Consider the following 14,135-nt stretch of genomic DNA (forward strand, 5'->3'; position numbering starts at 1 on the left):
CACCTCGTAGACCAGCCCCGTCAGCCCGGGGGCACCGGCGAAGGGGGCCGCGGTCCCGGGCACCGACGGGCTCGGGGCCGACGGGCCGGGTGCTGACGTCCCGGGTGCCGCCGGGCTCGGGGCCGACGGGCCGGGTGCCGGCGGGCCGCCGGGTGCTGAGGAGCCGGGCGCCGCGGAATCGGGTACCGGTGCGTCGGGAGTCGAGGGACCGGGTGCCGCGGAACCGGGGGCCGTCGGGCCGGTGGCTCCAGGGGGCCGGGGCCCGGAGGGTGGGCCGGTGGTCGGTCCGGGGAGGGTGTCCGAGGCCGTCTCGGCGGCGGACAGGGGCGCGGGGCGTACGACGACGCGGACGGTCCGCAGCACCGCCCCGTCCTGGTCCACCACGCGCAGCAGGGCCTCGGCGGTGGCCTCCTCGGCGAGGGCCAGGGTGACGATGCCCTGGAAGCCCACGTAGTCGACGGCGTGCAGATGGGAGCGGACGGTGGTGCCGGAGAGGGTGACGTGGGTGTCGGCCGGTCCGCCCGCCGCCGTGGCCGGTCCGCCGTCCGCCTCGGCCGGGAGCTGGTCGGCGACCCCGAGGAGGCGGGCCGCGCGGGTGTCGAGCGTCACCAGGCCGGTGGAGCTGTCCCAGCTCCACAGACCGGCGCCCAGGGCTGCCAGGGCGTCATCGGTGCGCATTGCACCACTTTATGCAGAGTCCGCGGGGTTGCGGAAACGGGGGCGAGGGAGGGTAGCCCAGGGCGGTACTCTGAGGGGCATTCCACTGTGACCCCTGAGCCGAACGACTTGGATGAATGATGCATCGGTACCGGTCCCACACCTGCGGCGAGCTTCGCGCAACGGACGTCGGCACTGACGTCCGACTGAGCGGCTGGCTGCACAATCGCCGGAACCTGGGCGGCATCCTCTTCATCGATCTGCGCGACCACTACGGCATCGTCCAGCTGGTCGTCCGCGACGAGTCCGGCGAGCTGGCCGAGGTCCACGAGAAGCTCAGCTCGCTCGCCAAGGAGACCGTCGTCCGGGTGGACGGCAAGGTCACCGCGCGCGGCGACGAGAACGTCAACACCGAGCTGCCCACCGGCGAGATCGAGGTCGAGGTGACGCAGGTGGAGGTGCTGGGCGGCGCCGAGCAGATCCCGTTCACCATCAACGCCGAGGACGGGGTCAACGAGGAGCGCCGCCTGGAGTACCGCTTCCTCGACCTGCGCCGCGAGCGCATGCACCGCAACATCATGCTGCGCTCCCAGGTCATCGCGAAGATCCGCGAGAAGATGGTGGCCCAGGGCTTCAACGAGCTGGCCACCCCGATCCTGTCGGCCACCTCGCCCGAGGGCGCCCGCGACTTCCTGGTGCCCTCCCGGCTGCACCCGGGCAGGTTCTACGCGCTCCCGCAGGCGCCGCAGCAGTTCAAGCAGCTGCTGATGATCGCCGGGTTCGACCGCTACTTCCAGATCGCCCCCTGCTTCCGCGACGAGGACGCGCGCGCCGACCGCTCGCCCGGCGAGTTCTACCAGCTCGACATGGAGATGAGCTTCGTCGAGCAGGAGGACGTCTTCTCCGTCATCGAGACGGTGATGACGGAGCTGTTCCAGGAGCTGGGCGAGGGCCGCGAGGTCACCTCGCCGTTCCCGCGCATCCCGTTCCGCGAGGCGATGGTCAAGTACGGCTCGGACAAGCCGGACCTGCGCGCCCGGCTGGAACTGGTGGACGTCTCCGACGTGTTCGCCGGGTCCGGCTTCAAGGCGTTCGCCGACAAGCACGTGCGCGCCCTGCCGGTGCCGGACACCGCCTCCCAGCCCCGCAAGTTCTTCGACTCGCTGGGCGACTTCGCCGTCGAGCAGGGCGCCAAGGGCCTGGCCTGGGTGCGGGTCGGCGAGGACGGTGCGCTGACCGGCCCGATCGCCAAGTTCCTCACCGAGGACGACGTCAAGGCGCTCACCGACGCGCTCGGCCTGGCCCCCGGGCACGCGGTCTTCTTCGGCGCCGGCGAGTTCGACGAGGTCTCCCAGATCATGGGAGCGGTCCGCGTCGAGACCGCCAAGCGCGCCGGGCACTTCGAAGAGGGCGTCTTCCGCTTCTGCTGGATCGTCGACTTCCCGATGTTCGAGAAGGACGAGGAGACCGGGAAGATCGAGTTCTCGCACAACCCCTTCTCCATGCCGCAGGGCGGCCTGGAGGCGCTGCGCACCAAGGACCCGCTGGACGTCCTGGCCTGGCAGTACGACATCGTCTGCAACGGTGTCGAGCTGTCCTCCGGCGCCATCCGGAACCACGAACCGGAGATCATGTTCGAGGCGTTCGGTATCGCCGGCTACTCGCGTGAGGACGTGGAGCGGGACTTCGGCGGCATGCTGCGCGCCTTCCGGTTCGGCGCCCCGCCGCACGGCGGCATCGCCCCGGGCATCGACCGCATCGTGATGCTGCTCGCTGACGAGCCCAACATCCGCGAGACCATCGCCTTCCCCCTCAACAACAACGCCCTCGACCTGATGATGGGCGCCCCCAGCGAGGTCGACGAGGCCCGCCTGCGCGAGCTGCACCTCTCGGTGCGCAAGCCCCCGCAGGTGAAGCCCCCGCAGGCCAAGTCGGCGCAGTAGCGCGGCGCACGCCGGAAACCGCGTCGGGCCCGGGAACTCCAGGAGGAGATCCCGGGCCCGTGGCGTGTGCGAGGGACGGCCTCCAGAATTGACCACTAGATTAATATTGAGTCACCATGTGGGAATGACGGAGATTGCTATCAGCGCAGCTCGCTCCCAGCTCGGCGATCTCGTGCGCCGCGCCGCTCACTCGCGCGAGACGATCGCACTCACCGATCACGGCCACGTCGCGGCCCTGCTGGTCTCTCCCCAGGTGATAGAGGACCTGGAAGACGCGCTGGCGGTCGCCGACCACCAGCGCCGCGAGGCCGAGGGCACTGTGGAGCCCGGCATTCCGCATGAGGAAGTCGGCCGCCTGCTCGGACTTCGTTAGTGGCTTACGAGATCCTCTGGGAGCCACGTGCGACAAACGCGGCTGTCCGCTTCCTCAAGGACGACCCGGCTGGTCTGGCCGCCGTCTACGAAGCCGTGCAGGCTCTCGCCGAACAGCCGTGCCCCCGCGGCTCGTTCCCCCTCGGCACGACCGGCATCCGGCGGTTGCGCGTCGGGGCATACCGCGTGCTGTATGTGATCAAGGAGGAAACCATCCGCATCCTGGTCACGAGCCTCGGCCGCACCCCCGACTGACCTGTCTCCCAGCGGGGTCGCCCACGGCCCCGGCTCCCTCGGCAGCACCGAGCCCGTGGGCGTGGGTGCCCGGTACTGTGAAGGCATACGCAGCCCGCCCGGCCGCCGAGTGGAGGCGAACGATCATGACGGTGCCCGCCCTCAGTCCCCGCCCCGGCAACCTGCGCGAGGTCGCGGAGGAGATCGAGAGGGCGACCGGCCTGCGCGTGGAGATCCTGGGAGGGAAGCTCGTGATGTCTCCGACCCCGCGTGGCAAGCACGCGGGAACGATCAAGAGACTGTTCAGGCAGCTCTCGCCACAGCTCCCGGACGGGCTCGACGCGTACGAGATGTCCTCCATCGCCCTCCCCGACGACCCGGACGACTACTGCACCCCGGATCTCGTCGTCCTGCCCACCGAGTGGGAGGAGGACGACGAATGGCTGGTCGACCCGGGCGATGTCGAGCTGGCCGTCGAGGTGATCTCCAAGTCGGAGAAGGCGAAGGACGTCACCGCCAAGAACGGCTGGTACGCGACGGCGGGTGTGCGCGCGCTGCTAATCGCTGATCCGCGGACTGGTGACTGGGCGCTGTACACGCGTCCACGGGACGGCGTCTACCAAGGCGTTCTGCACGGCAAGTACGGGGAAGAGCTGCCGCTCCCGGCGCCGTTCACGCAGCCTGTGGACACCTCGTGCCTCCCGTTGTACGGGGACGGCGCGCGGCCCGCATGACAACGCGTGAGCCCCGCCCTCGGGGGGCGGGTCCCGCCGCCGCGGGCCCCGGCATCTGACGTCTGTCGGGCCGCTGAGCCCCAGCCCCTCGGGGAGCCGTGGCACAGTCAGGAACCAGCCCTGCTTCGTCTCCTCCAGCCGCGGGCTGCGTCTTCTGGGGGGCGACCCCCAGACCCCCGCGGTTTCCCGCGCCGCCCCGACCTGCTTCGTCTCCTCCAGCCGCGGGCTGCGTCTTCTGGGGGGCGACCCCCAGACCCCCGCGGTTTCCCGCGCCGCCCCGACCTGCTTCGTCTCCTCCAGCCGCGGGCTGCGTCTTCTGGGGGGCGACCCCCAGACCCCCGCGGTTTCCCGCGCCGCCCCGACCTACTTCGTCTCCTCCAGCCGCGGGAAGAGGGCCGCGCCCTTGGTGACCTTTGTACCGGCGGGGAGTCGGCCCCACTGGCCCGCGTCGGCGATGCGCTGCTCGGACAGGGGGCCGAGGGCGGGCTCGGCGCCGAGGGTCTCCCACAGCTTGGCGCTGGACTCGGGCATCACCGCGTTCAGCAGCACCGCGCAGGCGCGCAGCGACTCGGCGGCGGTGTAGAGGATGGTGGCGAGCCGCTCCTGCGCCTCGGCGGAGGTGTCCTTGGCGACCTTCCAGGGGGCCTGCTCGGTCAGATAGCCGTTGACCTGCTTGATGAAGTCGAAGACCGCCGCGATGCCGCCCGCGAAGTCGAGCTGCTCGCCGATCTTCTCGTCCGCCTCGCGGGCGGCCCTCGCCAGGCCGTCGGCGATCGCCTGCTCGGCCTCGCCGTGGCCGGTGGCCTCGGGCAGGGCGCCGTCGAAGTACTTGCCGACCATGGCGGCGACGCGCGAGGCGAGGTTGCCGTAGTCGTTGGCCAGCTCGCTGGTGTAGCGGGCGGAGAAGTCCTCCCAGGAGAAGGAACCGTCCTGGCCGAAGGCGATGGCGCGCAGGAAGTACCAGCGGTAGGCGTCCACGCCGAAGTGGTCGGTCAGCTCGTGCGGGGAGATGCCCGTCAGGTTGGACTTGGACATCTTCTCGCCGCCGACCATCAGCCATCCGTTGGCGGCGACCCGCTTGGGCAGCGGCAGCCCGTTGGCCATCAGCATGGCGGGCCAGATCACCGCGTGGAAGCGGAGGATGTCCTTGCCGACGAGGTGGACGTCGGCGGGGAAGGTCTCCTCGAACTTCTTCTGGTCGGAGCCGTAGCCGACGGCGGTGGCGTAGTTGAGGAGCGCGTCGATCCACACGTAGATGACGTGCTTGTCGTCCCAGGGGATCTTGACGCCCCAGTCGAAGGTCGAGCGGGAGATCGACAGGTCCTCCAGGCCCTGGCGGACGAACTGCACGACCTCGTTGCGCGCCGACTCGGGCTGGATGAACTCGGGGTGGGCCTCGTAGTGGGCCAGCAGCTTCTCGGCGTAGGCGGAGAGCTTGAAGAAGTAGTTCTCCTCCTTGAGCATCTCCACCGGCTTCTTGTGGATGGGGCAGAGCTTCTGGCCCTCCCACTCGCCCTCGCCGTCGAGCAGCTCGCCGTAGGTCTTGTACTCCTCGCAGGGCACGCAGTACGGGCCCTCGTACCCGCCGCGGTAGATCTCACCCCGGTCGTACAGGTCCTGCACGAACTCCCGCACGCGGTCGGTGTGCCGCTTCTCCGTGGTGCGGATGAAGTCGTCGTTCGCGATCCGGAGGTGCTCCCACAGGGGCTTCCAGGACTCCTCGACGAGCTTGTCGCACCACTCCTGCGGGGTGACCCCGTTGGCCTCCGCGGTGCGCATGATCTTCTGACCGTGCTCGTCCGTGCCGGTGAGGTACCACACCTTCTCGCCACGCTGGCGGTGCCAGCGCGTGAGCACGTCGCCCGCGACGGTCGTATAGGCGTGGCCCAGGTGGGGAGCGTCGTTCACGTAGTAAATGGGGGTCGAGACGTAGTACGCCCGCGTCCCCTCCTGCTCTGATCCAGTGGCCGCCATACCCGAATCCTATCGGCCGGCCGCGACTCCTTTTCCCACGCGTTTTCCCCCTGGCACCCACTCCGCAGGGGGTGGCCGTCAAGGCGCGGTGCCGCGTGTCACTCGCGGTGGTGGGCGTCGCGAGGGAAGAACAACGGTCATCAAACGGCTACGCGCGTGCACGAGGACGACGACAATCGCCAATTACCGCCGCGACGCGGGCACGATGCGGCGTGCGGGAAGCGTTGAGACGGCAACGGGGAGTCCGGCCGCGTCCGGTGCTGCCGCGCCATGGTGTGACGCACGGTGATACGTCATAGGCGCTGCGTGCGACATGTGCACTGTGGCGGGGGAGCGACACCACAGACGGTGAAGGAGGTGGCGGTGTGGAGGCCGAAGGGCCCAATCCGGGCACGTGTTGCCGTTGCGATCTCCCGGTGACCCACCGGGCGCTGATCGCGATCATCGAGACGGGCTCGGGGCCGGGCGGCAGCGCGTACGCGTGCCTGCCGTGCGCCCGCGACTATGCGAAGACCTCGCTCGCCCCCGACTGGATCGGCGAGACCATCGCCCACGCGGAGGCCATACGGCTCGCCTGGGACGAAGCGGAGCAGCGCCGCCGGACCGGCCCCGACGACGAGACCCCCACCCTGCTGTAACAACCGACCGCACCCCCCGCATGGGACCCGTGCAGGGTGGGGCGGCGGGAGGTGGGCAGCCGGTGGTGGGCCCGGGGGCGTCGGGCAGCGCGCCTGGGCTGTGAGCCCGAGCGAGGGTGGTCGGGTGCCGGAGGCGTGGCGGCGCGGAGGCGCGGAGACGTCGGGGCGCGGATTGCGTCGGGCGTCGGGTATCGGGAGTCGGCTCCGGGCCCGTGCGGGGCCGTGCCGTGAGCCCGAGCGTGGGGGTCGGGCGTGTGGGAGCGGGGGCGCTGGGCGCGCGGGGCGAGCCGCGGGGGTGCGCGGGCTTGGCAGCCCGGCCGTGCGTGAGCCTGGCCAGGCCGGTGGTGTGCGAGCCTGGTCGGTCCGGTGGTGCGCAGGCCCCGGAGCGGGGGGCCCTGCTGGGCATACCGCCCGGTCGGTTTCCCGCTCCCGCCCCCGCCCACGTGCCCCTGCCCCCCACCCCCGTCACCGTCTCAGCGAGTACCCCGTCCCCGGCCGCCACGTCCCTCGGCCGCGACCGCCGGGGCGCACCGCCCCGGCCCGGCACCGTCCGCGCGTGCCCCCGACCGCTCGCGGCCTCGCCGCACCCGGCGGGGACACGCGCCCGTCCGTGGCGCGCCCCCGCACGGTCTCGGCGCGCTCGCGCGCGTTCCCGCGCGGCGGCCTGTTCACCGGTGGTTCACTCCGGTGTCGCTCGTCGTCGTCCCCGTCCGCCTAGCGTCGCGGCGGCGTACGGCGTACGGCGTACGAGCGCACAGACCGGAGGATGGACGATGCGAATACCGCTGCCGCTGCTCACCTCGCACCCGGGTGGCAGATCCGCGATGACGTGCCGCTACCGCTGCGGCGACGCCTGCTTCCACGAGGTGCCCAACACCAGCGCCAACGAGTACGCGGGTGACGTCATCGCGCGCGCCCTGTCGCGCCGTTCGGTGCTGCGGGCCGGTGCGGTCGTGGGGGCCGCGGCGGCGGTGGGCGGCGGTGTCCCGGGGAGCGGTGGGGCGGTGTCCGCCGCCGCGGCCGACAAGGGCGGCAAGCACGGCCACCCCGGCAAGCACGGCAAGCACGGCAAGCCGGCCAAGGGGCTGCGGTTCGCGCCGGTGGCGCCCAACACGGCGGACAAGGTGACCGTGCCCGAGGGGTACGGGCAGAACGTGGTGATCCGGTGGGGGGAACCGATTCTGCGCGGGGCCCCCGCTTTCGATCCCAAGCGGCAGAGTGCGAAGGCGCAAGCGGGGCAGTTCGGCTACAACAATGACTTCCTGACGCTGCTGCCGCTGGAGTCCCACGACGGCGGGCGGCGCGGGGGCGGTGCCGACCAGTTGCTGGTCGCCAATCATGAGTACACGAACGAGGAGCTGATGTTCGCCGGGTACGACCCGGAGAACCCCACCAGGGAGCAGGTGGAGATCGCGTGGGCGGCGCACGGGCTGTCCGTGGTCGCGGTCGCCGGTGAGCGCCGTACGGGTGCGCTGCGGGCGGTGCCGCGGCACCCGCTCAACCGGCGGATCACCGCCACCACCCCGTTCGAGGTCACCGGTCCGGCGGCGGGCAGCCCGCTGCTGCGCACCAAGGCGGACCCGCGCGGGCGCCGGGTGCTGGGCACCCTCAACAACTGTTCGGGCGGTACCACCCCGTGGGGCACGGTGCTCTCCGGCGAGGAGAACTTCAACCAGTACTTCGCCAACGCCGACAAGGTCACCGACCCCGAGCGGGCCGCCACCCTCAAGCGGTACGGCGTGACCGGCGGGGCCAGCCAGCGGCGCTGGGAGAGGTTCGACGACCGGTTCGACCTGACGAAGGAGCCCAACGAGGTCCACCGCTTCGGCTGGGTGATCGAGGTCGATCCGTACGACCCCGACTCCGCGCCCCGCAAGCACACCGCGCTCGGCCGCTTCAAGCACGAGGCCGCCCAGCCGCGGCTGACCCCGGACGGGCACGCTGTCGTCTACATGGGTGACGACGAGCGCTTCGACTACTTCTACAAGTTCGTCTCGAAAAGGACGGTGCGGCGCGGGAAGAGCGCCGAGGACCGGCGGCACAACATGGCGCTGCTGGACGAGGGCACCCTCTACGTCGCCAAGCTGACCGGCGACAGCCCGGCCGGACAGATCGACGGCGCGGGCACGCTGCCCGAGGACGGCGAGTTCGACGGCACCGGCCGCTGGATCCCGCTGGCCAGCGGCGACAGGTCGTTCGTGGAGGGCATGACGGCGGAGGAGGTGTACATCTTCACGCGGCTGGCCGCCGACAGGGCGGGCGCCACCAAGATGGACCGCCCCGAGGACATCGAGCCCTCCCCGCGCACCGGCCGGGTGTACGTGGCCCTCACCAACAACACCGACCGGGGCAAGGCCGGCAAGGCGGGCCCCGACGAGGCCAATCCGCGCAAGGCCAACAAGCACGGCCAGGTGCTGGAGTTCGCCGAGCGGGGCGACGACCCGCGTTCGCTGCGCTTCTCCTGGCGGCTGTTCCTGGTGTGCGGCGACCCGGAGGACCCGGGCACCTACTTCGGCGGCTTCCCCAAGGACCAGGTCAGCCCGATCTCCTGCCCGGACAACGTCACCTTCGACCCGTACGGGAACCTGTGGCTGTCCACGGACGGCAACCAACTGGGTTCCCACGACGGTCTGTTCGGCGTCGCGGTGGCCGGGCCCCGGCGCGGTGAGGTGCGGCAGTTCCTGACCGTCCCGACGGGGGCGGAGACCTGCGGGCCGCTGGTGCAGGACCGCCGTGTCCTCGTCTCGGTCCAGCACCCGGGAGAGGTGGACGGCGCTTCGGTGGAGAAGCCCGCCTCGGCCTGGCCGGACGGTCCGGGCACGTATGTGCGCCCGTCGGTGGTCGCGGTGTGGCCGAAGGACGGTTCCGGCGTCGGACGGTGAGCCGCGGCCGTCCCGTTCACGGGGGCGCACGGCGGGTGGCCCTCCGTTCACGGGGCGGTCCTCCGTTCACGGGGCCGCACGGTGTGCGAGGAGCGTGGGCGCGGGTCCCGCCGGTGGCGGGGCCCGCGCGCCCGTGCGAGGGTGTCCAGAGGGATTGGACAAACGTGCTGAACGGGACGTAAGCCCACGCCAACCGTTGCGGGTGCAGCCATGGAGCGAACCAGAATTCTGATCGTCGGCGGCGGCTTCGCCGGAGTCGAGTGCGCACGCGGACTGGAGCGCGGTCTGCGGCAGGGGGAGGCGGAGATCGCCCTCGTCACCCCCGCCAGCTACCAGCTGTACCTGCCGCTGCTGCCCCAGGTGGCGGCCGGGGTGCTCACTCCCCAGTCCGTCGCCCCGCCGCTGCGCCGGCTGCTGCGCAGGACCTCGATCATCCCCGGCATGGTCATCGGGATCGACCCGAAGGACCGGATGTGCGTCGTACGGCTGATCAGCGGCGAGACCGAGAGCTACCGCTACGACCACCTGGTCCTCACCCCCGGCAGCGTCACCCGCAGCTTCGACATCCCCGGCCTCGACCAGCAGGCCCGCGGCATGAAGACCCTGGCCGAGGCGGCGTACGTACGCGACCACGTGATCGCCCAGCTCGACCTGGCGGCAGCCAGCACCAACGAGCAGGAGAAGGCCGAGCGGCTCCAGTTCGTCGTCGTCGGCGGCGGGTACGCGGGCACCGAGACCGTCGCCTGCCTCCAGCGGCTCACCAACGCCGCCGCCAGGCGCTACCCCCGGCTCGACCCCGACCTGATCAAGTGGCACCTGCTGGACGTCGCACCCAAGCTGATGCCGGAACTCGGCGCCAGACTGGGGCGGCGCGCCCAGCAGATCCTGCGGGAGCGCGGCACGGACGTCTCCCTCGGCGTCTCGGTCGCCAAGGCCGAGGAGCGGCGGATCACCCTGACCGACAACCGGGTCCTGCCCTCCCGCACCCTGATCTGGACCGCCGGTGTCGCCGCCAGCCCGCTGATCGGCACCCTGGACGCGGAGACGATCAAGGGCCGTCTCGTCGTCAACGCCGACTTCACGGTGCCGGGCCACCACGGCGTCTACGCGCTGGGCGACGCCGCCGCCGTGCCCGATCTGACCAAGGTCGGCGGTGCCGTCTGCCCGCCCACCGCCCAGCACGCCGGCCGCCAGGGCAAGCACATGGCCCGCAATCTGATCGCCACCCTGCGCGGCGACCCCATGACCCCCTACCGGCACAAGGACCTCGGACTGGTCGTCGACCTCGGCGGCACCGACGCGGTCGCCCGCCCCCTGGGGTACGAGTTCTCCGGCCTCCCCGCGCAGATCATCGCCCGCGGCTACCACCTGATGGCCCTGCCCACCTTCACCGCCAAGGCCCGCACGGTGGCCAACTGGAACCTCAACGCGCTGACCGGCGACGACTTCCTGCGCACCGGCTTCCTCTCCCGCCGCCCCGCCACCCTCCAGGACATGGAGGCCACCGACGCCTACCTCACCCAGGAGCGGGCCCGGGAACTGACGGCGTGAGCCCGAGGGACGAGGGCGCCCTGGGGAGGTGGCCCCTCGGGACCGCGGACCGCTGATTGTGGTTCCTCGGGACCGCGGACCACTGATTCACGTGAAACCGCCCGTCCGCCCGTCCGCCCGTCACCCCGCACCCCGGCCGCCCGTCGCCCGTCGCCCGTCGCCCGCACCCCGTCAACCCCGCGCGCCCCGCGCGGGTGGACGCGCGGGGCACACGCATTCGGCTGCGATTTCCGGGCACAGTTGGGGGAGACCGACGAACGACGAGGAACCCTCAGGAGCCCCCATGCCCACGGTTCCGGTGGTGCGCGGCCTGCGCCGGGTGGTCCGGCCCCGGCTGCCGCGCCCCGGGGTGGACCTGTCCCACCCCGCGCGCTCCCCCCTCGGCACCTCCGTGGTGAGCTGCGTCGCCTACGACAGCGAGGGCACCCGGCTGATGGCCGACCGCGGGGCCGCCGAGGCGCTGGCCTGCGTCCGCAAGGACGGCGGCGCCCGCGGGAGCGGCGGTGGCGGCTTCGTGTGGATCGGGCTGCACGAGCCGGCGGAGGCCGAGTTCGAGGGCATCACCGAACTGTTCGGCCTGCATCCCCTCGCCGTGGAGAACGCCATCGAGCCGCACCAGCGCCCGCGGGTCGAGTGGTTCGGCGGCGCGATGATGTTCGCCGTCTTCAAGACGGTGCGGTACGTGGAGCACGAGCAGCTGACCGCCACCAGCCAGGTGGTGGACACCGGCGAGATCGTCGTCTTCGCCGGCGCCGACTTCGTGATCACCGTCCGGCACGGCAAGCACGGCTCCCTCGGCCCCGTCCGCGAGGCGCTGGAGGCCGACCCGGCGCGGCTGGCGCAGGGCCCGGCCGCCGTGCTGCACGCGATCGCGGACCAGGTCGTCGACGACTACCTGCTGGTCGCCGACGAGGTGCAGACCGACATCGACGACCTGGAGAGCGACGTCTTCGCCGCCGAGACCCCGTTCGGCGGAAGCGGCGGCTCCGGCACCGGCCGCATCCACCAGCTCAAGCGGGAACTGCTCGGACTCAAGCGCGCCACCCAGCCGCTGGCCCGCCCCCTGGAGCTGCTCTCGATGCGCCCCAACCGGCTCATCGACCCCGAGATACGCAAGTACTTCCGCGACGTGGCCGACCACCTGGCCCGCGTCACGGAACAGATCGCCTCCTTCGACGCCCTCCTCGACTCCATCCTCCAGGCCCACCTCGCCCAGGTCTCCGCCGCCCAGAACGAGGGCATGCGCAAGGTCAGCGCCTGGGTCGCCATCGTGGCCGTGCCCACGATGGTGTGCGGCGTCTACGGCATGAACTTCGCCCACATGCCCGAACTGCACTGGAAGATCAGTTACCCCCTCGTCCTCGTCCTCATCGTCACCATCTGCGTCGCCATGCACCGCGCGTTCCGCAGGAACGGATGGCTGTGAGCCGGCATGGCCCGGTGACCGCGGGGGTTCGGTAAATCCGAACCCCCGATACGGGTGTGCGCTCCCTCCTCGCGCGCCCCGCGCCTCCGTAGCGTCACGGGCATGGTGAACGTGAACAGTGCGGGCGCTCGGAACGGGGCCGCGGCCCTCGTCATGGCGGGGGTCACCCGGCGCCACGGACGGGGCGGCCGGGCCGTCCAGGCGCTGCGCGGCGTCGATGTGACGCTGCCCCGGGGAAGCTTCACAGCGGTGATGGGACCCTCCGGCTCCGGCAAGAGCACCCTGCTCCAGTGCGCCGTCGGCCTGGACCGGCCCACCTCGGGGAGCGTGCGGCTGGGCGGGCAGGAGCTGACCCGCGCCGGACGCCGGGCGCTCACCCGGCTGCGCCGCGACCGGGTCGGCTTCGTCTTCCAGTCCTTCAACCTGCTGCCCGCCCTCACGGCCGAGCAGAACGTACGGCTTCCCCTGCGGCTGGCCGGCGGCGGCGCACGCCGGAGCGACCGGGACCGGGCCCGCCGGGCACTGGCCCGCGTCGGACTCGCCGACCGCGCCCACAGCCGCCCGGCCGAACTCTCCGGCGGCCAGCAGCAGCGCGTGGCACTGGCCCGCGCCCTGGTGACCGCCCCGGAACTGCTGTGCGCCGACGAACCGACCGGCGCCCTCGACCCGGCCACCGCCGAGGACGTCCTGTCGCTGCTGCGCGGGTCGGTGGACGAGCTGGGGACGACCGTGCTGATGGTCACCCACGACCCGGCCGCCGCCGCCTGGGCCGACCGCGTCCTGTTTCTGGCGGACGGCCTGGTGGTGGACGAGTACGTGCGGGCCGGGGGGAGCCCGGCGGCAGCCGCACCCGACGCGGCACCCGGGGGGACACCCGGCGCGGCGTACGACGGGACAACCGATGCGGCGTACGACGCGACAACCGGCGCGGCGCACGGCAAAGCATCCGGTGCGGGGTGCGACGGGGCGTCCGCCGTCGCCCACATCGCGGGGCGGATGCGGGCGCTGAGCCGGGGCACGTCCGCGCCGTCCGGCGCACCGTCGGACGGCGCGCGCGGGGAGGTGGCCGCATGAGCACCGGTCTCGCCCGGGCCTCCGTACGGGCCCGGCCCACCGCGTTCGCGGGGGTCTTCTCCGTGCTGGTGCTCTCCGCCGTCATCGTCACGGCCTCCGTGGCGATGCTGCGGACGGCCTCGGGCCTGCCCCCGGGCGCCGCCCGGGAGGAAGTGAGCACCATGGGGGCCGGGTTCACGGTGGTCACCGTCTACCTGTCGGTCTTCGTCATCGCGCAGGTGATGGCCCTCTCGGTGGCGCAGCGGGCACGGGAGAACGCGGTGCTGCGCGCCGTGGGCGCACTGCCCTGGCAGATCCGGCGCACGGTGGCGACCGAGGCGCTGCTGACCGCCGTACCCGCCCTGCCCGTCGGCTACGGACTCGGCTGCCTGCTGGCCCGCGTGTGGCGGGACGGGATGGCCGCGCACGGCCTGCTGCCGGACGGCGTCCCGCTCGCCGTCGGCTGGCCCTGCTTCCTCGCGGCGGGCGGCGTCCTGGTCGTCACCTCGCAGCTCGGCGGGCTGCTGGCCGCCCACCGGGCCGCCCGCGCCCGCCCGGCCGACGCCCTCGGCGAAGCGGCCGGCGCGCGGCGCGCCCACTCCGGGCGGGGTCCTGCGCGGCGCCGGCGCCGTTCTCGCCCTGTGCGGCGGGGCGGTGCTCACAGCGGTCAC

General features: G+C 72.3%; 11 protein-coding genes and 1 pseudogene. 10 read left to right on the forward strand and 2 right to left on the reverse strand.

From position 1 onward, the window contains the following. Positions 1–678, reverse strand: a pseudogene (locus FM076_RS33915) (hypothetical protein); the annotation flags it as partial. A gap of 119 nt (positions 679–797) precedes the next feature. On the opposite strand from FM076_RS33915, the gene aspS reads away from it, so the two are divergent. From aspS to FM076_RS16995, 4 genes are all read left to right on the forward strand, one after another. Beyond that, complete coding sequence (gene aspS, locus FM076_RS16980) at positions 798–2,600, forward strand: aspartate--tRNA ligase (protein WP_173874812.1); 1,803 nt, start codon at positions 798–800, stop codon at positions 2,598–2,600. A gap of 124 nt (positions 2,601–2,724) precedes the next feature. After that, positions 2,725–2,973 carry a type II toxin-antitoxin system Phd/YefM family antitoxin gene (locus tag FM076_RS16985; RefSeq protein WP_173871674.1) on the forward strand — a complete coding sequence of 83 codons (249 nt, stop codon included), beginning with the start codon at positions 2,725–2,727 and terminating at the stop codon, positions 2,971–2,973. Beyond that, positions 2,973–3,227: a type II toxin-antitoxin system RelE/ParE family toxin gene (locus tag FM076_RS16990; protein ID WP_173871675.1), complete on the forward strand. Its 255-nt coding sequence runs from the start codon at positions 2,973–2,975 to the stop codon at positions 3,225–3,227. The genes FM076_RS16985 and FM076_RS16990 overlap by 1 nt, the downstream gene beginning before the upstream one ends. Before the next feature lie 125 nt (positions 3,228–3,352). Next, positions 3,353–3,940, forward strand: coding sequence for a Uma2 family endonuclease (locus FM076_RS16995; RefSeq protein WP_173871677.1), 588 nt, complete (start codon positions 3,353–3,355; stop codon positions 3,938–3,940). Positions 3,941–4,303: 363 nt separating this feature from the next. On the opposite strand, the gene metG is transcribed toward FM076_RS16995, so the two are convergent. Next, a complete protein-coding gene (metG, locus tag FM076_RS17000; RefSeq protein WP_173871679.1) occupies positions 4,304–5,914 on the reverse strand; it encodes a methionine--tRNA ligase in 1,611 nt (536 codons plus the stop codon). A 416-nt stretch (positions 5,915–6,330) separates the two neighbouring features. On the opposite strand from metG, the gene FM076_RS17005 reads away from it, so the two are divergent. The 6 genes from FM076_RS17005 to FM076_RS17030 all read left to right on the forward strand — a co-directional run. Further along, on the forward strand, positions 6,331–6,552 hold the full coding sequence (locus FM076_RS17005) for a hypothetical protein (protein WP_345945059.1): 222 nt from the start codon (positions 6,331–6,333) through the stop codon (positions 6,550–6,552). Positions 6,553–7,325: 773 nt separating this feature from the next. Then, complete coding sequence (locus FM076_RS17010; RefSeq protein ID WP_173871683.1) at positions 7,326–9,434, forward strand: PhoX family protein; 2,109 nt, start codon at positions 7,326–7,328, stop codon at positions 9,432–9,434. Between the two features lie 210 nt (positions 9,435–9,644). Further along, a complete protein-coding gene (locus FM076_RS17015; RefSeq protein ID WP_173871685.1) occupies positions 9,645–10,985 on the forward strand; it encodes an NAD(P)/FAD-dependent oxidoreductase in 1,341 nt (446 codons plus the stop codon). Between the two features lie 283 nt (positions 10,986–11,268). Beyond that, positions 11,269–12,411, forward strand: coding sequence for a magnesium and cobalt transport protein CorA (locus tag FM076_RS17020; RefSeq protein ID WP_173871687.1), 1,143 nt, complete (start codon positions 11,269–11,271; stop codon positions 12,409–12,411). A gap of 102 nt (positions 12,412–12,513) precedes the next feature. After that, on the forward strand, positions 12,514–13,485 hold the full coding sequence (locus FM076_RS17025; protein ID WP_173871689.1) for an ABC transporter ATP-binding protein: 972 nt from the start codon (positions 12,514–12,516) through the stop codon (positions 13,483–13,485). Continuing rightward, on the forward strand, positions 13,482–14,135 hold a 654-nt coding region (locus FM076_RS17030; protein WP_173871690.1), incomplete at its 3' end, for an FtsX-like permease family protein. The genes FM076_RS17025 and FM076_RS17030, both read left to right, overlap by 4 nt.

Source organism: Streptomyces albus subsp. chlorinus (assembly GCF_013302895.1).
GTDB lineage: Bacteria > Actinomycetota > Actinomycetes > Streptomycetales > Streptomycetaceae > Streptomyces > Streptomyces chlorinus.

What these genes read in the sequence shown, in the direction of transcription:
- aspS (WP_173874812.1), top strand. Translation starts at nt 798, where the DNA reads ATGCATCGGTACCGGTCCCACACCTGCGGCGAGCTTCGCGCAACGGAC.
- FM076_RS16985 (WP_173871674.1), top strand. Translation starts at nt 2,725, where the DNA reads ATGACGGAGATTGCTATCAGCGCAGCTCGCTCCCAGCTCGGCGATCTC.
- FM076_RS16995 (WP_173871677.1), top strand. Translation starts at nt 3,353, where the DNA reads ATGACGGTGCCCGCCCTCAGTCCCCGCCCCGGCAACCTGCGCGAGGTC.
- metG (WP_173871679.1), bottom strand. Translation starts at nt 5,914, where the DNA reads ATGGCGGCCACTGGATCAGAGCAGGAGGGGACGCGGGCGTACTACGTC.
- FM076_RS17010 (WP_173871683.1), top strand. Translation starts at nt 7,326, where the DNA reads ATGCGAATACCGCTGCCGCTGCTCACCTCGCACCCGGGTGGCAGATCC.
- FM076_RS17015 (WP_173871685.1), top strand. Translation starts at nt 9,645, where the DNA reads ATGGAGCGAACCAGAATTCTGATCGTCGGCGGCGGCTTCGCCGGAGTC.
- FM076_RS17020 (WP_173871687.1), top strand. Translation starts at nt 11,269, where the DNA reads ATGCCCACGGTTCCGGTGGTGCGCGGCCTGCGCCGGGTGGTCCGGCCC.
- FM076_RS17025 (WP_173871689.1), top strand. Translation starts at nt 12,514, where the DNA reads ATGGTGAACGTGAACAGTGCGGGCGCTCGGAACGGGGCCGCGGCCCTC.